General features: G+C 35.3%; 15 protein-coding genes. All 15 read right to left on the bottom strand.

Going from position 1 to position 22,709, the window contains the following annotated elements:
* Positions 1 to 3: 3 nt before the first annotated feature.
* Positions 4 to 1,248: a heavy metal-binding domain-containing protein gene (locus EGI31_RS00940; protein ID WP_255035240.1), complete on the bottom strand. Its 1,245-nt coding sequence runs from the start codon at positions 1,246 to 1,248 to the stop codon at positions 4 to 6.
* Positions 1,245 to 2,498, bottom strand: coding sequence for a TolC family protein (locus EGI31_RS00935; protein WP_255035239.1), 1,254 nt, complete (start codon positions 2,496 to 2,498; stop codon positions 1,245 to 1,247). The genes EGI31_RS00940 and EGI31_RS00935 overlap by 4 nt, the downstream gene beginning before the upstream one ends.
* Positions 2,485 to 4,422: an efflux RND transporter permease subunit gene (locus tag EGI31_RS00930; RefSeq protein ID WP_255035238.1), complete on the bottom strand. Its 1,938-nt coding sequence runs from the start codon at positions 4,420 to 4,422 to the stop codon at positions 2,485 to 2,487. Before EGI31_RS00930 ends, EGI31_RS00935 begins: the two co-directional genes overlap by 14 nt.
* 4 nt (positions 4,423 to 4,426) lie before the next feature.
* Entirely contained in the window at positions 4,427 to 5,698 is a 1,272-nt protein-coding gene (locus EGI31_RS00925; RefSeq protein ID WP_255035237.1) for an efflux RND transporter permease subunit, read from the bottom strand.
* A gap of 10 nt (positions 5,699 to 5,708) precedes the next feature.
* Complete coding sequence (locus EGI31_RS00920) at positions 5,709 to 6,314, bottom strand: DUF3347 domain-containing protein (protein ID WP_255035236.1); 606 nt, start codon at positions 6,312 to 6,314, stop codon at positions 5,709 to 5,711.
* 19 nt (positions 6,315 to 6,333) lie between these two features.
* Complete coding sequence (locus EGI31_RS00915; protein WP_255035235.1) at positions 6,334 to 7,581, bottom strand: type II restriction enzyme NmeDI-related protein; 1,248 nt, start codon at positions 7,579 to 7,581, stop codon at positions 6,334 to 6,336.
* Positions 7,578 to 8,219, bottom strand: coding sequence for a class I SAM-dependent methyltransferase (locus EGI31_RS00910; protein ID WP_255035234.1), 642 nt, complete (start codon positions 8,217 to 8,219; stop codon positions 7,578 to 7,580). Before EGI31_RS00910 ends, EGI31_RS00915 begins: the two co-directional genes overlap by 4 nt.
* 96 nt (positions 8,220 to 8,315) lie before the next feature.
* Positions 8,316 to 10,826: a heavy metal translocating P-type ATPase gene (locus EGI31_RS00905; RefSeq protein WP_255035233.1), complete on the bottom strand. Its 2,511-nt coding sequence runs from the start codon at positions 10,824 to 10,826 to the stop codon at positions 8,316 to 8,318.
* Positions 10,827 to 10,830: 4 nt separating this feature from the next.
* Positions 10,831 to 11,385, bottom strand: a complete 555-nt coding sequence (locus EGI31_RS00895; RefSeq protein WP_310586143.1) for a heavy metal-binding domain-containing protein — start codon at positions 11,383 to 11,385, stop codon at positions 10,831 to 10,833.
* A 99-nt stretch (positions 11,386 to 11,484) separates the two neighbouring features.
* A complete protein-coding gene (locus EGI31_RS00890) occupies positions 11,485 to 12,045 on the bottom strand; it encodes a helix-turn-helix domain-containing protein (protein WP_255035232.1) in 561 nt (186 codons plus the stop codon).
* A complete protein-coding gene (locus EGI31_RS00885) occupies positions 12,042 to 13,493 on the bottom strand; it encodes a multicopper oxidase family protein (RefSeq protein WP_255035231.1) in 1,452 nt (483 codons plus the stop codon). Before EGI31_RS00885 ends, EGI31_RS00890 begins: the two co-directional genes overlap by 4 nt.
* 83 nt (positions 13,494 to 13,576) lie before the next feature.
* Positions 13,577 to 14,440, bottom strand: a complete 864-nt coding sequence (locus tag EGI31_RS00880; protein ID WP_255035230.1) for a DUF3347 domain-containing protein — start codon at positions 14,438 to 14,440, stop codon at positions 13,577 to 13,579.
* Positions 14,441 to 15,036: 596 nt separating this feature from the next.
* Positions 15,037 to 17,085, bottom strand: coding sequence for a heavy metal translocating P-type ATPase (locus EGI31_RS00875; protein WP_255035229.1), 2,049 nt, complete (start codon positions 17,083 to 17,085; stop codon positions 15,037 to 15,039).
* Positions 17,086 to 17,115: 30 nt separating this feature from the next.
* The gene (locus EGI31_RS00870; protein WP_255035228.1) at positions 17,116 to 18,345 is read right to left on the bottom strand and encodes an efflux RND transporter periplasmic adaptor subunit; all 1,230 of its coding nucleotides are present in this window, start codon (positions 18,343 to 18,345) and stop codon (positions 17,116 to 17,118) included.
* Between the two features lie 10 nt (positions 18,346 to 18,355).
* The gene (locus EGI31_RS00865) at positions 18,356 to 22,696 is read right to left on the bottom strand and encodes a CusA/CzcA family heavy metal efflux RND transporter (RefSeq protein ID WP_255035227.1); all 4,341 of its coding nucleotides are present in this window, start codon (positions 22,694 to 22,696) and stop codon (positions 18,356 to 18,358) included.
* Positions 22,697 to 22,709 lie beyond the last annotated feature (13 nt).

The raw sequence follows: 22,709 nt of genomic DNA, 5'->3' as shown, positions 1-22,709 counted from the left end.
GTCTTAATTTTTTGTTTTAATAAAACTTTCACTGTCCATTAAAAATTGAGCATTTATGGCTATGCTATCGGTTGGGTTTAATCCTTCTGTAATTTCGATTAAATTATTGTATTTAATACCTGTTTTAACTTTAACAGGAGCTAAACCATTTTGATATTTCTTAAATACTACTTTTTCTAAACCCAAATTGAGTACAGATGTGGCGGCTACCCAATTGGAACGTTGTGGTTTTGCCATAATCGTAGCTTTGACTTGAGAACCAATAGGCAACTGTAATTTGTTGTTGTTAAAATACACACGAACGATTGTATTTTTACTTTCATTTCTATAAAAAGGTTCTATAAAATCAATTGCCCCATAAATTTTATTATCTGAAACAGATTCGGGTGTTAATTCAACAGCAATTCCTTTTTTAATAAGATGTAAATCGTCATTGAAAATGCTCAATAAAGCATATACTTTATCTTGATTAAAAATTGTAAACACCGATTGCCCTTTTTGAACATACATTCCTTCTTTTATTTTTAATTCAACATTGTTCATGCCGGCATTGGCAACATTCATTGTGGTATTATTGTTTTGCATTTCTCTCTCCTCCCCAGCATCGTGTAAATGCCCTGTATAATTTGCATAAACACTTATATATGGATTCGGTTTTAGGGTTGTAATTACATTTTGAATCTCGTTATCAGCCACTCCTAAAAGGCGTAAACGTTGTTTTGAAGCTTCAATTAGTGTTGTGTTCGTATTATCGTTTTTAAATAAGAAAATTAAATTTTGTTGTTCTGTTAATAATTCGGGGCTGTATATTTCCATAATTTTTTGCCCTCTATACACCTTTTGATATTTATATTTTACAAATAATTTTTCGATTCTTCCGGCAACTTTTGAAGAAATACTTCCTACATAGTTTTTATCGTAGCTTACAACGCCAAGAGCCTTAACTAAAACATTGATAGTAGAGTCTTGCATCGTGCTTAAAGGTATTGTACTGATGGCAAATTCATCGGTAGGTTTTAGAAGGAAATCATAATCATCTAAGTTTTCGGTTGGGGTATGATTTGAATGTTCCGTTATTTTTACTAATTCCATTCCACATTTAGGGCACTTGCCCGGCTTATCGCTAAAAACCGAATCGGAAGGCATTGGACAGGTATATGCTGCTTCCTGCGTTTTATGACTGCTTTTTTTTGTATTGCAGCCAAGCAAAACTGTCAATATGACGAATATTAAATTTAAACTTTTCATTTCTTTTCAATTAATTTATCTAACGACACTTGCATTTCGAGTGCTTTATTTAAAATGTCAAAGTATTCAAGTTGTGTCATATTAAGTTTTTCCCAAGCATCAAATAGCATAAAAAGTTCTTCGGTATTTTGTTCGTATGCCAGTTGCATTGTTTTGTAATTATTTTTTAATGCAGGTATAATATTTTCATCATACAGTTTCAACTGTTTTTGTTTTAGTTGAAATTCGTTTCGCATACTGTTTGCCATACCCATATATTCAACAGCCATCATTTGTTTTTGAGATTGCAAAGCATTGTTTTTCCAAATTATACTTTGAATGTTAGCCTTGTTCATTTTTGATGCCCAACTTACAATAGGTAATTTGACCATAGCCATAAGATTATATTGTAATGGCTGCCCACCAAAGCCAAGCATATTTTCATACCTAACACCAAACTGTGGCTTTAGGTCTGCCTTTTCAGTTTCTATCTTTAAAACATTTAAGTTGATTTGTTTATCAATCACTTTCAAATCACTCCTATTATTATAGAATAGCGAGCTATCAAAACTGAATGAGGTGTAATCATTCCATTTAATGATTGTGTCAATTTGAATATTTGAAAGTGGGCTTATATTCATTAATGCATTCAATTTTATTCTTCGGTCTCTTATTTCACTTTCATACATCAATTGCATATTTTTGGTATAGCCCAATGCGGCTTTTGCTTTGTAATAGGCACTTATTTTACTTAGACCATTTTTATATCTTAGTTCCGCATTTTTAATCATAAAATCTAAAAGCTCTTCATTGTTTTTCGCCACGTTTAACCTTTTTTGAAGAATTAACCAATCATAGTAAAATATTTTAGCTTGTTGAATAAGCTCATTTAGGTCCGCATTTTTCTTTTCCTTCTCAACTGACGACATAGCTTTCATATAGGCTTCGTCAGCGTTCAGTTTCTTTTTGTTTGGAAACATCTGTTCTGCAGATAACATAACCGAACCCATACCTAACATATCACCATTTCTTTTCCAAAGGTTTACATTATAGGGAGTCATAAATTGCCCGATACCTGCGGTTGGTGGCATCCAACTTTTAGCCCCTAAAGCTGCTTCATCCATCGATCGTATCTCATTTTTGTACATAGCCACTAAGGGATGATTTTTTTCAACACTATCAATAATGGCTTTTAATGAAAGTGTTTGTCCATAGCCATATTCTGAAATGAATATAAAAAGGCTTAATATAAAACTTCTATTCTTTAACATCTAATAGTTCAATTTTACCTTTGCGTAATAATTCTCTTTCCTTTATTATTTCAAATACTACTGGTGTGATAAGTAACACATAGATAGTAGAAGTAATCGTGCCACCAATTAATGGGATTGAGATGGGTCGCATCATATCACTACCTACGCCCGTGGCCCATAATATTGGAATCAGGCCAAATAATCCTACACTGACTGTCATTAGCTTGGGGCGAAGTCTTTTAGTAGAACCATCCATTACAAATTTTCTTATTATTGATGGATTAAGTGTCTCTTTTGAATTGCCATGTTCTTTAACCATTTCTATCATTGAAGCATTTAGATAGATTGTCATTAACATAGCTGTCTCAATTGCCATTCCAAAAAGAGCAATAAAACCAACCGCCACTGCAACGGATAAATTAATATTATAAAAATAAACCATAAAAACACCTCCAACTAACGCAAATGGCACGGTAATCATCGTAATTAATGATTCTTTAAAAGAATGATAGGTAAAATATAAAACCATAAAAATGATTAATATCACAATAGGCATTATCAATTTTAAAGTACGGTTTGCCCGAATTTGATTTTCCCATTGACCACTCCATTCTATGAAATACCCTTTTGGTAACTTGGTAAGAAGTGCATTAAGTTTTTTCTGTGTTTCAGTTACAGTACTGCCTAAATCTCGTTCTCGGACATTAAATAAAACTGTACCTCGCAACATTGCATTTTCAGAATTTATCATAGGAGGCCCATCACTTAAAGAAATATCTGCAATGGATTCTAATGGAATTGTCCCATATTGCATTGTTTGTACTTGCAACCTTTTCAATGCGACAAGGCTGTTTCTAAAGTCTTGTCCGTATCTGGCATTCACAGAAAACCTTTGCCTTCCTTCTATTGTGGTGGTAAGTTTCATACCACCTAATGCACTTTCAACTACTGCATTTACATCGTCAATAGATAGTCCATATCTTCCAATTTCATCTCTTTTTATGGTAATATCAATATACTTTCCCCCTGTAATAGGCTCAACATATAAATCTTTCACACCATCTATTCCTTGTAATTCTTTTTTTATTTTTTGAGAAAACGCATAAATAGTATCTAAATTCTGACCATATACCTTTACTCCTACATCGGTACGAATACCAGTTGAAAGCATATTTATGCGATTAATGATTGGCATTGTCCAGCCATTGGTTGTGCCAGGTATTTGAATTTTTGCATTCAGTTCATTTATAATATCATTTTTAGTAATCCCTTTACGCCACTCATTTTGTGGTTTTAGTAAAATAATTGTTTCAATCATACTGATAGGTGAATTATCTGTTGCGGTGTTTGCTCTTCCTGCTTTTCCTAAAACGTGAACTACTTCGGGTACAGACCTTATAATTTTATCCTGCACTTGCAATATTCTTTTAGTTTCAGAATTTGAAACATCAGGTAACGTTACTGGCATAAATAGTAGCGAACCTTCATCTAAAGGAGGCATAAATTCAGAACCTAATTTAGTCATCATTATCCCCCCAATTACTAAAGCCACTACATTTAATAAAATTGTAGTTTTTCTCCATGTTAGGCAAACCCTTAATATTGGAGTATATATTTTCTCTAAAAAACGAGTAATGGGGTTCGCCTCTTCAGGTTTTAGTTTACCTTTTAAAAGCAAAGAGATTAATACTGGAGTAAGTGTAATTGCCAAAAAAGCATCAACGAGTAAGATAAAAGTTTTTGTCCAAGCTAATGGATGAAACAGTTTTCCTTCCATACCCGTTAGCATAAAAACAGGAAGAAAAGAGGTAACCACAATAATAGTTGAATAAAAAACGCCTGGCCCCACCTGTTTAGAAGAGGATTCAATAATTTGCATTTTTTCATCCGCACTCAATGGGTCTATTTGTTTGGCAAATATTTTTTTTATATTTAAGTTCATTGCTTTATTTTTTTAATTCTTGAGCGTGACTTATATGTCTGTACGCATTTTCAACCATTACGATTCCGTCATCAACTACTACGCCTATAGCCAAAGCAATCCCTGTTAATGACATTATATTTGAGGAGATACCAAACATTTCAAGGAAAATAAAGCCAGCGGCAACCGATATTGGCAATTGTATAAGAATTATTAATGCACTACGCCAATGAAACAGAAAAATGAATACTACAATAGATACCGTTATCATTTCTTCAATCAAAGTGCCTTTTACTGATTCAATAGCCGCTTTTATGAGCGTACTTCTATCGTAAGACGTTTTAAATAAAACACCTTCTGGTAAGCCTTTTTGAACTTCTTTCATTTTTTCTTTTACCCCTGTAATTACTTTATCGGCATTTTCTCCATATCTCATAACTACAATTCCTCCTACAACCTCACCCTTACCATCCATATCAAAAATGCCCAAACGTAAATCACCACCCATTTGCACCGAACCAATATCTTTTACTCTGACAGGAATGCCATTATTATTACTAATAGCCGTATTTTCTATATCCTCTAAATTTTTAATATACCCAAGCCCCCTAATAATATATGCCATATTGCTCATTTCAAACTTTCTCCCACCCACATCATTATTGTTTGCCTTTATTTTATTCATCACATCCATCAAAGTGATATTGTAATATTGAAGTTTGACAGGGTCTACTATTATTTGATACTGTTTTTCAAAGCCGCCAAATGATGCTACCTCAGCCACCCCAGGCACTGTTTGTAAGGCAAGTTTTACATACCAATCTTGTAAAGCCCTTTGTTCTCCCAAATCCATTTTGGGTGCATCAATATGATACCAAAAGATATGACCAACACCCGTGCCGTCGGGACCTAAGGATGGAGTAACACCTTGCGGTAAAAGTCTTTGGGCGTAATTCAACCTTTCTAATACTCTTGTTCTTGCCCAATAAATATCAACATCGTCTTCAAAAATGATATAAACAAAACTCATCCCGAACATTGATGTACCCCTTACATTTTTTATTTTGGGGATACCTTGCAGATTGCTTACCAATGGGTAGGTAACCTGGTCTTCAATCACTTGTGGACTTCTTCCCATCCATTCCGTAAAAACTATTACCTGATTTTCACTTAAATCAGGAATGGCATCTATTGGATTCTTTTGAATAGAATAGACACCATAGGCAAATAGTGCCGCTGCTAATAGTAGCACTATTGCCCTATTTTTTAGTGATATTGAAATTAATTTTTCTACCATTTTTAATTATTTAATATTCTTTTATTACAGAACCGCAGGTAAGCATTTCAGCACCATAATATGGATTTTTAATTCCTTTTGTTTCGCTTAACCAAGCAGCACCTTTACTGTCATTGAACATTGGGCAAAAATCTTGGTAAAGTTTTTTTGATGTACCCGAAATGGCTATCAAATCAATCATATCTTTGCTTATCATGGCAAAATGTTCTCTTTGGTGGTCAATTTTACCGTTGTTATCTTTTATATGCTCTGCATTTTCTTTTATACTTTCAAATATTTCTATAATTTCCTTATTGCTTTTTGAAGTACTATTGTCAAATTTTTTAAGAGTTGCTAAAATAGCATTGCCCGCATCCGCCGCAGCTTTGCTATCGTCTTTTACCAAGGCATTTTTTAAATTAAGATAATCAATCAAAATCAAGTCATAATTTGATTTTGCCGAAGATTCAGTTGTTTTATTATGTTCTGCATGTAAACTATCCGTTTGAGGCATTGCTATTTTTACTTCCGTTTTTGCAGTGTCTGCTTCATGATTGTGTCTGTCGTGAGAGTCAGGTTTTGAATTACAAGCAAAAAAAAGGCTAGTGATAATTGAGAAAATAATAGTTTTTTTCATTTTGAAATTGTTATTAAGTTTAAAAAGTTTTTGAGATTTTTTCCATGATTCTATGACTATCACCAAATCGGCAAAGGGCATCACAATTTTGGCGTAACTCTGTAAATAATATGTATTTTATAGGTGTTTTAATTTGTTTGATTGAAGGACGTGAAAGTTGCATCATCACATCCTTTTCACGACTTTCAGGAATAACTAAATAAAAGATTTCATCACCATCAGCAATTGAATAGGAAAGGTCAGTCAATCTTAAAATTCCTGAATAAATACTTGTACTTTTTTCTACTTCAAAGGCACAAATGACATTGTTTGTGCCTTTTTCAAACCACAAAACATCAATCAATTTGATGGTGTTTGCTGTGTCTTTGTCGCAATCAATCGCAGGAAATTTATCAGGACTCATAAACGAAAAATTTTTGCCATCAAAAGACCTAGAACGGTCATTAGAGGCTACAAAAGCATCATAGCCCAAACTTTGGCCAATTTTCAATAAATGAAATTGCATTTCAGAATGAAGATTTTCTTCTATTTTTTCATCTCTAATTTCTTTTTGGCGTTTTTCGATGCTTTTTTCAAATTTATTTCGCTCTTCCTCGCTCAAATATTCATCATTGCCAATAAGCATTTTTTGAGTTCCAATTTCAAAACAAAGTCCAGCAATTGCTCCTAAATCATTTGATAAATCGGTTTTATGTTTTTGATTGGTTTCAATCAAAACTTCCCTAATTTTTAAATATTCAGACCATGAGCCTAATTTCTTTTTATCATTAAACAAGGTATTGAAGCCATTGACAATTGCTGTATTGAAAGGGGGAAAAAAGGTTGGGTGTAAAAAATACAAAATACTGCCGACAGCTGGACCTAAACCTTTGATTTTAAGGGCATCTAATCGTACAATTTCTTTGATGATTTGTTCCTCGCTTTTAGCGTTGATACAGTTTTCGAGAAATTGACCAAAAGTAGTTTTGTTGTTTTGATTTTCATAAATATCAGGAATCCTAAGTTTAGGTTTCCAATAAAACGGATGCGACACACCTACAAAAACTTGTTTTTGTTCGGCAATACAATTCAAAACAAGCTCTAACGAACTGCCCTTAAAATCATTCGGAAAAGTTTTATTTTTAATGTCTTCCACTACTTGTAAAACTCCCCTTCGAATGGTGCGAAATGCCTTTAAGCGTTGGTCGTTGTCAATAAACCAAGTATTATAAACACTCTGACTATCATTTTTGTATTGATTAATAATATTGGTTAAAATATTGTTCATTTCCTTGCTTTTAATAGTCTAAGTGTACCAAATAGGGTATCATATTTTTTGCATTCAATAGTATATTTAAAGCCATTGCCTGTCAAATAATTAAGAAGCTCCCCTTTCCAATTCACAGAAGTGTTTTCAAAACCATCGAAAAGCCTTAAAAAGAAAAAAAGAGCCTCCATTAATAAATTTGAAGGTTTACCCCAATCTGCTATGTGTATTTCGCCATCGGGCTTTAAAATCCTGTAAATTTCTCTGATGGCCTGTTTTTTTTGAACAGTTGTGAGGTGATGGAATACCAAACTTGAAACCACTTTATCAAATGTTTCATCTGAATAAGGTAAAAATTTCCCATCGTATTTATCTAATCTGATTTCAAAACCTGAATCAGTTCTTTTATTTTCAGCTATTGTCAAAACTTTTTCATCTACATCAATTCCAGTAATGAAAGCCTCTAGGCACTGTTGCTTCATCATCAATGATAATGTAAGTGTTCCGCACCCGAAATCTAATATATGGTCTCCTGACTTGATTCTCGCTTGTTCGATTAAGGCGTTCTTAAATGCTTTTTCTGGCATTGTAAGGTGCATTATTTTATCATAAAAACCAGTTAGTTTTTCAAATTTTAAAGCAGGTATAAATGTTTTCATATAATAGGTTTCAAGCGATAGTTGTTTCAGCAAAAGATTTCTGACAGAATTTTTTGAGAAATATTTTATTTAACTATTTTGAGCATTTCTTTTTTTTTAAAGTTTAATACTCCTTAACCTTAATGCGTTTACTATTACAGAAACCGAACTAAAACTCATGGCGAGAGCTGCAATCATAGGCGATAATAGTATACCAAAAAATGGAAATAAAACCCCTGCGGCAATTGGCACGCCAAGTATATTGTAAATAAAGGCAAAGAATAAGTTTTGCTTGATGTTTTTCATCACTGCGTGGCTTAAATTCTTGGCTTTTACAATTCCTTGTAAATCACCTTTTACCAAAGTTATTTTGGCACTTTCTATAGCAACATCCGTTCCTGTTCCCATTGCGATTCCAATATCCGCCTGAGCCAATGCAGGAGCATCATTGATACCATCGCCAGCCATCGCTACTACTTTTCCTAATCCTTGAAGGCGTTTTATTTCTTTCAATTTATCTTCAGGCAAACAACCAGCTTTGTATGCACTTAAACTCAGCTCAGTCGCCACCGATTTTGCAGTATTTTCATTATCTCCAGTCAGCATGATAACTTCCACACCTTGTTGCATTAGTTCTTGTATGGCTGCTTTACTAGTTATTTTGATGGCATCAGTAATGGATACAAATCCTTCTGCAATGCCATTAACAGCAATATAAGACACAGTTTTACCTAATTTCTGCTCTACAATAATATTGTTTTCTAATTCCTCAGATACACTTGCTGCAACTTGTGCCATAAGGGCTTTGTTGCCAAGTGCTACCTTTCTATTATTAACTGTCCCGATTACTCCTTTTCCTGCAATTGCCTCGAAGTCTTTTACCTCAATCAACGAAATCTTTTTTTCTTGGGCATATTTTACAACTGCTTCAGCTAATGGATGCTCACTGTATTGATTTAATGAAGCGATGTCTTGTAGTAAATCTTTATTTTGTTGCGTTGCATATATTTTTTCGACCGAAGGTTTGCCTTCGGTAATGGTGCCTGTTTTATCAATGATTAAAACATTTACTTTGTTTAAATTTTCTAAAGCTTCGGCATTTTTTATTAAAACGCCTGAAGATGCACCCTTGCCAACACCCACCATTACTGACATAGGCGTAGCTAAGCCTAATGCACAAGGGCAAGCAATAATTAAAACAGCTATGGCATTTATGAAACCATAAACCAAGGCCGGCTCAGGCCCAAATTTTGCCCAACCCAAAAATGTAATGATGGAAATAACTACAACGATTGGTACAAAATATTTAGAAATACTATCCGCTAATTTTTGGATGGGTGCTTTGGAGCGGCTGGCTTCATTGACCATCTGAATTATCTGAGAAAGTAAGGTTTCAGAACCTATTTTTTCAGCAACCATTACAAATGATTTGTTGGCATTGATTGTTCCCGAACTTACAGAATCGCCCACTTTTTTATCTACTGGAATTGGCTCACCTGTAATCATTGATTCGTCAATAGAACCTTCACCAATTGTTATTTTTCCATCCACAGGAATTTTATCGCCAGGTTTTAGGCGTAGCAAATCCCCCTTTTTAATGTCGTGAATTGAAATTATTTTATCTTTTCCATCTATTACTAAAGTAGCTTCGGTTGGGGCTAATTTTAGTAATTCTTTGATTGCTCCGCTTGTTTGGCTATGGGCTCGTGCTTCTAACAATTGACCTAGTAAAACCAAAGTCAAAATTACAGTTGTGGCTTCAAAATACAGATGGACTGTGCCCGTTTCGCTTTTGAATTCGTTGGGGAAAAGATTTGGAAACAGCATTCCGACAACACTAAATAAGAAAGCCACCCCAGTTCCGATACCCACAAGGGTAAACATATTCAGATTCCAAGTAATAATAGATTTCCAAGCACGCACAAAAAACATCCAACATGCATAAAAAACTACTGGAAGTGTTAAAATAAATTGCACCCAATTCCACGCTGCATGTTTCATTATTTTCATTAATGGGTCATTGGGTAACATGGCTGACATAGCTATTGCAAATACTGGAACTGTAAAAGCAACTGCAATTTTCATTTTTCTTAACAAGTCCTTGTAAGTCTTGTTATCTTCTGTTTCGCTTGCGGATTTCGGCACTAAATCCATTCCACAAATTGGGCATGCACCAGCTTCGTCCCGTATGATTTCAGGGTGCATAGGACAAGTATATTCCGTTTTTTGGGAAATACTAGCTTGTTGTACCAAATCCATACCACATACAGGGCAATCTCCAGCCTTATCGTATAATTTTTCACCCTCACAATGCATTGGGCAGTAAAATTTGCCATTGCCGTGGTTAGAAGGTTTTATTATATCTTCATTGGCTAAATTCGTTACTTTCGTAATTTCATTTTGCCAATTGGTAATCAGGGCATGAGCATCTTCTATTGTATAATTTCCAACAGCCGAAAGTGAATCCTGAAACTTTTTGGTAGAAATGTGATTTTCCATTGTAATGACTGCCAGCGGGGGTGATAATGTTACAACGGCAGAAACACCCTCAATTGCGTTAAGGGTGTTTTCTACTTTTGTACGACAACCATTGCATGACATCCCTGTTATTTGATAGTTATGGGTCATGCTATTATTTTTTGCTTGCTTTAGTTAACTTCATACCACACTTGTGGCATTTATCGCCTTCCATTCCAGTAACTTCAGGGTGCATTGGGCAGGCATATTTTGCATCTTTCATTTTTGAGTGATCTTTCATGACCATATCGTTTTGAAAACAATATAAAACACAGGCCATGCCCTTATAGCTGGAATGAATGTTACCAATCTTATCTCCATTTCCATCAAATACATTACAAGTTTTTCCATTGTCTTTAACACTGATTGTCAAATCACCATTAACATTATGGTACGTTTTCCCATCTTTCCCCCTTCGACCCATCAATTTTCCTTTGGCATCAACCAAATTTCCTTGGCCATCCACATAAGCAATTTTGTTTCCTTTAGCATCATTGATTACATTGTCTTTAGTGATTTGACCGATCACTACCCCACCCCGTTCAATTTTACCTTTTGAGTCAATACTCATGATGGGGTGCTTATAATTACCTTCCTGTGCTTTTGCAAAAAAAGGAATAATAGAAACGGTTACTATAACCATCAATATTAATTTTTTGAATTTTTTCATTTGTTTTTTTTGATTTATGATGTAAAAGTATTATTCTTAATCGGCTATTGTGTTACACAATTTTACATAATAGTTACAACTTTTTCGCCCTAGTATTTTCTAAATAATACCAATAGATTTCCTTTTATGATTTCCCAATCTTTTAAATTCAGATGGGGTCAGCTTTGTTGTTTTTTTAAATTGATTGCTAAGATGTGCTACACTACTATAATTTAAACGAAAGGCAATTTCACTTAATGTCAATTCATTATAAACCAACAATTCCTTTACTTTTTCTATTTTTTGTGAAATAAAAAATTGTTCAATTGTATAACCCTCTATTTCAGAAAATAATGAAGTTAGTGAATGGTATTCCACCCCTAAATTGGATGACAAATAATCAGACAGGTTTATTCTAAGGTTATTATCTTGTTCATGAATGAGTTTAACAATTAAAATCTTCACATTCTCCACCATCTTGTTTTTTTTATCATTCAATATTTCGAAACCTAATTCATTCAAAACACTTTCTAATTCATTCATTTGTTTCTCATTAAGTTCATTAGCCAAATCTATTTCACCAAAGTCTACATTAGTGTAATTGATAGATAGTCTATCCAATTCCATTTTTACTACTAAAATGCAGCGTGGGCAAACCATATTTTTAATAAAAATTTTCATTTTACTTCAAAATTTAACATCATGCCATCATCTTCATGTTCAAGATTATGGCAATGAAAAACAAATTTTCCACTAATTTCAAATGTCATTGCGACTTGGACTTTCTCACCGGGAGCTACAAGAACTGTGTCTTTCCATCCTTTTTCATGCGGTAGAATGACATTCCTTCCACCCATTCGAGCAACAACTTGGAACATTACACCATGAATATGCATGGGATGAGCCTCATCTCCAGTAGAATTATCAAATTCCCATATCTCTGTTGACCCAAGTGTAACTGTCTCGTCTATCCTTCCAGATTTGAAAACCTTCCCGTTAATTTTATGCATTCCATCACTGCTCATCATATCCATTTTCAGCGTAAAAACCCTTTTAATGCTAGTCGAAGGAAGTTTCGGAACTGGAATTAAAGTACTCGGCAGCTTGAAGGTATTGTTTTCTTGACGTTTAATATTAAAAGCCAAGATGTCAAAAGGTTGATTGCCTTGGGCGTTTCCCATTGTAAAAAATGTCTCGCTTTTTAGGGAAACCACCTCTCCGACTTTCATTGTCGAAAAGTCTACCAGAATATCTAACCTTTCGCCCGAACCCAAAATGACATTTTTTACTTTTTCTGGCTGAGGCAAAATTCCGCCATCCGAACCAATCACATAAAATTCAGCCGAATTACTTAGACTTAAATTATAAATTCTTGCAGAGGAACCATTTAAAATCCTGAATCTGTAAAAACGGGTGGAAACATCTAAAAATGGTTTATGTGTGCCATTGACCAGTATATTTTCTCCCAAATAACCCGACATAATTTCCATCATGGTCGGGCTATATTTTATTGTACCATCGCTTGCTATTCTTTTGTCTTGAATTATCAGTGGTACTTCAAATTCTCCACTTGGCAAAGCTAATGACTTTTCTTCGTCCGACTCCACTATAAAAAGCCCCGCCAATCCTTGCGTAACTTGCACCGCAGTAGATTTGTGCACATGTGGATGATACCAATTGAGTCCAGCCTGCTGGTTGACAGAAAATTTATAATTGAAGGACTCATTTGACATCACCATTTGGTCGGGATGCCCGTCCATGTCGGCAGGGATTTTAAGGCCATGCCAATGGATATTCGAATGATCTGATAACTTATTGAGCAAATTGATATTTACATTATCTCCTTTTTTTACCCTAATGGTGGGTCCTAAAATGCCCTCTCCATAACCTAGCACATTTACTTTTGATGCCGACAAAAGAGCCTCTGAAGTATTTTGAGTTACTAAAGATGTATTTCCAGAAACTGTTTTGGGGATTTTTAAAGGATTAATAAACAATCCGGTATTTACTTGAGGAACAACGGCATCGCCATGGTTCATGCCGCTCATGCACGAGGACAAAACGCCAGCAGATGTGAGCAAACTCGCTGAACCAAATCCTAAGGTTTTTAAAAAATCTTTTCGTTTCATATGTTTATAATTTACTGCTAAGACGCTTTGACGCTAAGAAATAATCATTTCCCAGTGTGTCTAAAGTCCTAGTCATGAATGTTTCATTTTATGGTTTCTATTGTGCTACCGCAGGTTAACATCATAGAACCATAATATGGGTTCTTCACGGAATTTTCTTTGCTAAGCCAATTGGCTCCTTTTCCGTCGTTGGCCATGGGGCAGAATTGATAATAAACAGGCGATGCTTGCTTTGATACTTTTATGAGCTGATACATGTTTTTTGAAAGCGGTATAAAATGCTCTCTCTGATGACTTGGGTCTTTTGTATCGGCAATATGCTCTGCATCAAGACCCAAATCCTTCACCACTTTCATCCAAACAGTATGTTCTTCAGCGGTAAGTTTTTCCATTTTAACAGCTGAGATTGCGGATAAAAGTTCACCAGCTTTGTTTGATGCTAACCCTCCATCTGTTTTTATCAAAGCATCTTTTAAAGCAAAATAATTATCAAAAACTGCTTTCAAAGTTTGTATTTCCTGCTTCTGTGCCGGCATGTCCGAGTGGTCATGCATGTCAGTTTTAGAAACTGTGGCTCCAACAGATTCTTTGTTTTCCGTCAACTTTACTTTCCTTTCATATTGACAACAAGAAGGGAGCTGGGAATAAGTATCAAGCGGAGCGAGATAGCTGTCGCTGTCATAGCCAGCTAAAGCAATCCTTTTTAAAATTTCATCTCGATTGGTCTTTTTTGAATCAAAAGTAAGCGTAGCCATTTTGGTTTCTTCGTTCCAATCTACTTCTGCGATTTTTTTTACGTTGCCAGCTTTTTCAATGGTTGCCTCACACATTTCGCAATTTCCATAAATTTTAACAGTTTCTGATAATGCATTTTTTATTTGAGCTTTACATGCTACAACTGACAACAATATAAAGATTGTTATCAATATTTTTGGTATTGATTTCATTTGAAAAAATTAAAATAATGTAAAAAAAAAGGGTTAACAGTCTCAAAAAGACGTAATTATCCCATGAGAAGAATGAATCAGCTTATTTTTGGAGGTTGCCAATTGCTGTAAAAACCAGCGGTTGTATCTGAAACGTGAAGGAAAGAAATCGAAATTTCTTTGTACAAAAATTGGAAATCGTATTGGATATCTAAAGTCGATGGTATTATTGTAAGGGTTAACAAAACCCCACATTTGCAAGATGGATGGGTACACTTTCCACCACAATCATCATGTTTTTTTTGATTTTCAGCTACTTTTTTTGTTTTACAACAGTCCTTCTTTCCAGATTTACAACAAGACTTTTTTTCAGAAGTATCTTTCATTTTACCGCAAGCCACAGCGTCTAATGAACTAAACGAAGTCCATAGGATTACAAGTGCGAACAGTATTTTGAAAAAATTAGTCATTTGAATAAAAACAACGAGCAAAAATAAAAAAGTTTTCTATGAAAATATTTATTTAATGGAAAAATTGTCTAAAACTAAAGAAAAATCGACCTAGATTAATGCCAAAGCGTGAACTAGGTCGATTTGAAAAATCGGCAAATTCAATTGCTAAAACTTCATATTCTGAATCCTAATAGCATTCAAAATTGCTAAAAGTGCAACTCCCACATCTGCAAAAACGGCCTCCCACATCGTGGCTAAACCGCCTGCCCCAAGTGCCAATACGATAGCTTTGACACCAAAAGCCAATACTATGTTTTGCCAAACAATTTTCTTGGTCTGTTTTCCTATATTTATAGCCATAGGTATTTTTGAAGGCATATCGTCTTGTATTACTACGTCTGCCGTTTCAATGGTGGCATCGCTGCCTAAGCCACCCATAGCAATGCCCACATCACTGAGAGCCACCACTGGAGCATCGTTTACACCATCACCCACAAAAGCTACCGTTTGGTTTAAGGCTTTGAGTTCTTTTACTTTGTTCACTTTGTCTTCAGGCAACAAATCTCCAAACGAATTTATTATTCCCAATTTATCCGCAACAAATTTCACAACATTACTTTTGTCGCCACTGAGCATGGTGGTATTTACTCCTAATGCTTTCAGCTTATTTACTGTTTCTTGGGCATCTTCTTTGATACTATCGGCAATAGTGAGGTAGCCCACAAACTTTTTATCATAAGCAATGGCAATAAGGGTATAAACAATGGTTGTTGGGTCAATATCATAAGCGATTGAAAATTTATCCATAAATTTGAAATTGCCTACTAATAATTCTTTGCCATTGACTTCTGCTTTAAGTCCATGTCCTGAAATTTCTTCTACATTTTTCAGTTCGATGGTCAAGTCAATCTCTCCAACAAAATTATGAATGGCAGTAGCCACTGGATGTGTACTTTGACTTTCCAAGGCATTGACCATTTTTAAGATTTCATCTTTATTAAAATCTTGCTTTATGATAACTTCTTGTACTTTAAACACCCCTTCAGTCATTGTACCTGTTTTGTCCATCACCACGTTTTGAATATTGGCGATAATGTCTAAAAAGTTACTTCCTTTGAACAAAATACCATTCTTGCTGGCTGCACCAATTCCACCAAAATAGCCCAAAGGAATTGAAATAACCAAAGCACAAGGGCATGAAATAACTAAGAAAACCAAAGCTCGGTAAAGCCATTGGCTAAACTGATAATTTTCTACGAAAAAGTACGGCAAAACTGTAATTAAGACAGCCAACAACACCACAATCGGTGTATAGATTTTTGCAAATTTCCTAATAAAAAGCTCTGTTGGTGCTTTTTGAGCTGTGGCGTTTTGCACCATTTCCAAGATTTTGCTCAATTTGCTATCTTTATAGTCAGTCGTAACTTTTACTTGAGAAACAGTATTGAGATTTATCATTCCAGCCAACACCGTTTCGCCTTTGGCTTTGGTGTCAGGCTTGCTCTCGCCTGTAAGTGCTGCGGTATTGAAGGATGCCGTCTCTGACAGTAATTCACCGTCTAATCCTAATTTTTCACCTGGCTTTAGTTGAATGATATCTCCAATTTTTGCTAAGCCTGCTTTGATGGTGGTGGCTACATTGTTTTGCAAAATCGTAACCTCATCAGGTCTTTGATCAAGCAAACTTTTAATATTGGCCTTGGCTCTTTTTACGGCCAATCCTTGAAAAACCTCCCCTACCGAATAAAATAACATCACTGCTACACCTTCGGGATATTCGCCAATGGCAAATGCTCCGATGGTGGCAATGCTCATTAACAAAAATTCAGAAAAGATTTCTCCTTTACCAATGCTTTCTATTGCTTCTTTTAGCACGGGAAAACCAACAGGTAAGTAAGCAACACCATACCAAATAATCCGAACCCAACCTGTAAACCACGATTGAGGGAAATAATTATCTAATGCAATGGCAATGAGTAATAAAGCCAAGCTAATGATGGCTGGCAAAAACATTTTGAAAGTGCTTTCATTTCCTCCCGAATGGCCGTGTCCATCATCATCGGTATGCTCATCGTGTTTTGGTTCATCAATTGCACAACAACCTACCTCTTTGTGTTCTTTCTTTAATTGTTTATTGGCTACCATATTGATTTTTTCTTCTTGCGTACAACAAAGTTGTTTGCCGTCCTTGTCATAAATGTGTTTATGTTCCATTGTTCTGAATTTTAAAATTAAAAAAACAAATTAGTGATTATGCTCATCACCGCCTTCCGAATTCGACATAGTAGATTGCAAATAGTAAGCACCTTTTGCCACTATTTTTGCTCCAGCAGGTATTTCTTGCAAAGGCGTTACTTGCACAAACCCCAATTGAGTTGTTCCTGTTTTCACTTCAATTCGCTTGAAATGAACACCCGTATCAACCTCTTGTCCTTTGCTCTTTGGCTCTTCATCATGTTCTTCTTGAATAAAAATAAACTCCTTACCTTCAGCTTTGGCAATAGCATCTATTGGCAAAGTTTCTACATCATTTTTACCAATATCAATTAAGGCATTGACATACATTCCTGGAATCAGTCCAATCGTAGAATTATTGATGTCGGCATGAACTGCCACTGATTTTGATTCATTTTGAAAAGCCTTTCCAACACTAAAAATCCGTCCGATAATTTCTTGGTTTCCTTGATTAGTCAAAACAAACCGAACACTTTGCCCTACTTTTATACGGAATAGGTCTTTTTCATAAACCAACAAATCAACGTGCATTTTAGAATTATCTACAATGGAGAATAATGTATTATTAGCTGAAATACTACTCCCAATTTTCACTTTCACTTCTGTTATATAGCCCGAAATAGGAGCTACAATAGAAAGTATTGAAGCATTGTCATTACCACCCAGCGAAAGGTTTTGGTCTAAAATAATTATTTGATTTTCAGTATTTTTGATTTTATTCTTGATTGTTTCAAGCTCAGTATTGATTTTTTGAAAGGTTTTTTTTGCCGTTACATTTTCATCGCTCAATTCTTTCTGACGAGCAAATTCCAACTCTAAAAAATCTTTGCTTACTTTGGCTTGCTGCAATTCTTCGGTCAATTTGGCTTTTGCTAAACGAATATTGTTGAATTCCATGCTCTGAAATGTTGCCAATGTCTGCCCTTTTTTTACAAATTGCCCCTCAATAACAGCAATTGTTTTGATAATTCCACCCAAAAAAACCGAAACATCAGCTTGATTTTGAGGGGGAAGTTTGGTGTATCCATTGGCTGTGATAACTTCACTTAGGTTTTTCTTTTCAAAAATTCCGAAAACTATTTGAGCTGATTTTACTTGCATGGGTGTCAATTCGACTACACCAGTTTCGTCGTGGTGTTCTTCTTCTGTTACTGTTTCTGCGGCTTTTTTATTGCAAGAAACGAAAAGAAACAAACTGAATATAACTAATAAAAATTTATATTGATGATTGATTTTCATTTGCTTAAAATTAATTGTTTAACAAATATTGAATATTGATTGTATTTTGGTTGAAAGCATTGATTGCGTGCAAATAGTTTTGCTGAATGTTTAACACAGTTTCTAAACTTTGTAGATATTCTACATAACCTACTTCTCCACTTTGATAGGCTTTTGTAGCATTTTTTGTGATTATTTCAGCATTAGGCAAAGCAGATTGTACATAATAATCCATCAAAGATTGATTGTTTTTTTGCTCTTGAATTTGCTGCAAAAGTTGGCTATTCAGTTGATTTTTGAGATATTCTGAACTTTTTCGTTGGACTTGAATTTCGGTTTCTGATGCTTGAATGCGAGCTTTAGTGGCTTTAGTGAAAATTGGAATACTCATACCCAAACTCACACCTTGAAAACGAGGAACACCGTTGAAGAAAACAGTTTTATCAGCAATCTCTTGAATGCCTGTGAGCGATTGTAAAAAATATCCAGCCGAAAACTCAGGTTTTGCGAGAGCTTTTTCAACATTTTTGTTTGCCGAAGCTATCGTAATTTGTTGTATTGCCAATGCTAAAACAGGGTTTTGATTGATAAAATTAGTATCTGATATAATCGCCTTTGACGGAAAAAAGTCGGTTTCGACAATTGTAAAGTCGTCTTTAATATTCAAAATGTTTTTTAGTCTAATTTTTTCACTTAAAATCAAACTTTCATTCTGCTTTCTGACTTGAACTAACCCTTGTTGCTTGGTTTCGGCAGTTGTTTTTTCTAACAATGTACTTTCACCAGTTTTGAGTCTTAGATTTGCTGCTTTTACAAATTGTTGCAAATAATCATCTTGCTTAGCCAATAATTGATTAATTGCCATCAAATACAAAATGGTATTCCAAGAATGGCGAATCTGAAAAGCAATGTCGTGTTTAGTTATTATCAATTTCAGCTCACTACTTTTGATGTTTTCATTGATAAGTATTTTTTTTGCTTGAAACTGAAAAGGGCTAAATCCTTGCGAAATGCTATAATTTTGGTCAAAACTTCGGGTATTGTACTGCCCCAACATGGCACTTACATTGGTTTTGGGAAGCTCCTTTGCCGTTGGTTTTAGCTGATTTTGCACCTTGACTGCCAATTCATTGGCTTGTACTAAACTATTATTTTTTGTTCCTAAATCTATGGCTTGCTGTAAACTAAGTGGTGTTTGAGCATGAGCAAAGCCACCCGAAAACAAGAACCCCAAAATTATGATAGACGCAATTTTGGGAACTTTGGGCTTTTTTATCCCTTTTTCAAATAGCAAATACAAAATTGGTAATACAATTAAGGTGAGCAATGTTGCCGTAATTAAACCACCAATCACAACAGTAGCCAAAGGTTTTTGTACTTCTGCACCAGCACCGCTACTCAAAGCCATAGGTAAAAAACCTAATGAGGCTACGGCAGCAGTCATTACCACAGGTCGTAAACGTACTTTTGTTCCTTCCTTGATTCTCTCTAAAACATTATCATAACCTTCGGTTTTAAGTTGATTGAAATATCCAATCAATACAATTCCGTTCAAAACTGCCACGCCAAACAAAGCAATAAAACCAATGCCTGCCGAAATACTGAATGGCATTCCACGTAACCAAAGGGCAAAAACACCTCCAATGGCAGAAAGTGGAATGGCAGTAAAAATCAATATAGACTGTTTTATGGAATTAAAAGTGAAATAGAGCAATACAAAAATCAAGAGCAAAGCTACGGGTACAGCTACTGCAAGGCGTTTGTTGGCTTCTACCAAGTTTTCAAATTGACCACCGTAGGTTACATAGTAGCCTTCGGGGAGTTTGAGTTTGGCATCCAATTTTGCTTGTATGTCGTTTACTACGCTTTTCACATCACGTCCACGCACATTCAGACCTATCACAATTCTACGCCTGCCATCTTCACGACTTATTTGTGCAGGCCCTTGTTCAAAATTTACGTCGGCTACTTGCTCCAAAGGAATTTGGTTGCCATTGGGTAGGCTTACAAATATATTTTTCACATTAGAAATATCCTGACGAAAATCTTTGTCGAGCCTCACTACCAAATCATAACGTTTTTCACCTTCATAAACTGTGCCTGTGGCTTGCCCTGCAAAACCAGTACGTACAACTTTATTCAAATCACCTACATTCAAGCCATATAATGCCAATTTGTCGGGGTTATAACGTACTGTAATTTGTGGCATGCCTGTTACTTGTTCGGCTTTGATGTCGGCAACTCCTTCGATATTTCCAATCAATCCAATCGTGCTATTGGCTGTTGCTGCCAATTTTTCTAAATCTTCTCCAAAAATCTTAATGGCAATATCGCTTCTAACGCCCGTCATTAATTCATTAAAACGCATCTGAATCGGCTGAGAAACCTCAAAACCTACCCCTGGTATTTGTTCCATTTCTTCTTTCATCATATTCGCCAATTCATAGAAATCTTTGCTGCTTTTCCACTCTTTCTTCGGTTTTAGAATTACAATCATATCCGCCGTTTCAATGGGCATGGGGTCAGTTGGAATCTCTGCAGAACCAATTTTTGAAACCACTTCCACTACTTCGGGAAACTTAGCTTTGAGTATTTTCTCTAATTTTGTAGAAGTTTCGATGGTTTTACTTAAAGAACTTCCATTTGCGTTTCTGAAATTGATAGCGTAATCTCCTTCTTCCAAAGTGGGAATAAATTCGCCACCCATTCTGCTGAAAACAAACAAGGCTATAATAAATAAAACAATAGAAGCACTTAATATGATGGTTTTTAATTGCAAGGCTTTGTCCAAAATAGGTTGGTAGAAGCGATATATAAAATCAATTATTTTATCTGAAACATTCTTTTTATGACTAATATTTTTGCTTAAAAACAAAGCAGAAGCCATCGGAACATACGTGAGAGACAAAATGAATGCCCCCAAAATAGCAAACGAAACGGTTTGAGCCATTGGTTTAAACATCTTGCCTTCTGTGCCAACCAATGCCAAAATGGGTAGATAAACAATCAAAATAATAATCTCACCGAAAGCAGCACTACTTCTGATTTTTGTTGATGCCTGTAAAACTTCTTCATCCATTTGTTTAGCCGTGAGCCTTCCTTCTTTGTTTAGATGCAATCGGTGAATGACGGCTTCTACAATGATTACAGCACCATCTACAATCAAACCGAAATCTATTGCACCTAAACTCATCAAATTGCCACTTACACCAAATAAGTTCATCATTATTACGGCAAAAAGCAATGCCAATGGAATAACAGAAGCCACCACCAAGCCAGCTCGCCAATTTCCCAAAAGCAAAACCAATACAAAAATGACAATTAAAGCACCTTCTAAAAGGTTGGTTTCTACCGTTCCAATGGCATTATTTACCAATTTTGTACGGTCTATGAATGGTTCAAGAGAAACACCTTCGGGCAATGATTTTCTGATTTGTTCAACCTTCGCCTTTGTTCGATTAACTACCGCTGATGAGTTTTCGCCTTTGAGCATCAGTACCATTCCTCCAACTACTTCGCCCTTACCGTCTTTGGTTACAGCTCCATATCTCAAAGCTGACCCTTCTTGCACTTTTGCCACATCACGAATCAGAATGGGTATTCCATTATTGGTTTTAACTACTATTTTTTCAATGTCAGCAATAGTTTTTACCATGCCCAAAGCTCTGATAAAGTAAACATAAGGTTGTTTGTCGATGTATGCACCCCCTGTATTTTCGTTGTTTTTTTCGAGAGCCTCAAAAATATCAGTGATGGTGGTATTCATACTTTTCAGTCGGTCGGGCTGCACTGCAATTTCGTATTGTTTTAGGCTACCTCCCAAGGTTGTAACTTCGGCAATTCCTGCCGTACCAAGCAATTGTGGTTTGACTATCCAATCTTGAATGCTTCGTAGTTTTGAAGCATCGTATTGACTTTCATAACCTTTTTTTGCATAAATTACATATTGATATATTTCTCCCAGTCCAGTAGTGATGGGGGCTAATTCGGGGATTCCTGCTCCTTTGGGAATAAGCCTTTCAGCATCTTTTAGCTTTTCGCTCATTTGTTGTCTTGCCCAATAAATATCTACGTTTTCCTCAAAAACAAGGGTAATTACACTTAATCCGAAACGACTTAAAGAACGCATTTCTACGATTTTAGGAATCGTTTTCATCGTTTGTTCGATGGGGTAAGTAATAAACTGTTCCACTTCTTGAGTTGCCAAAGTAGGAGCGGTAGTAATAACTTGTACCTGATTATTGGTAATGTCGGGCAGGGCATCAATGGGCAGTCGGCTTAAATTATAAATACCAACTAATACCAAAGCCAAAGTAAATAGACCCACAATAAATTTATTATGGATAGAAAAATGGATGATTTTATCTAACATATTTTAAATCTAA

The sequence above is a fragment of the Lacihabitans soyangensis genome (genome assembly GCF_024343775.1).
GTDB lineage: Bacteria > Bacteroidota > Bacteroidia > Cytophagales > Spirosomataceae > Leadbetterella > Leadbetterella soyangensis.
This window is presented reverse-complemented; position numbering and strand designations above follow the sequence as displayed.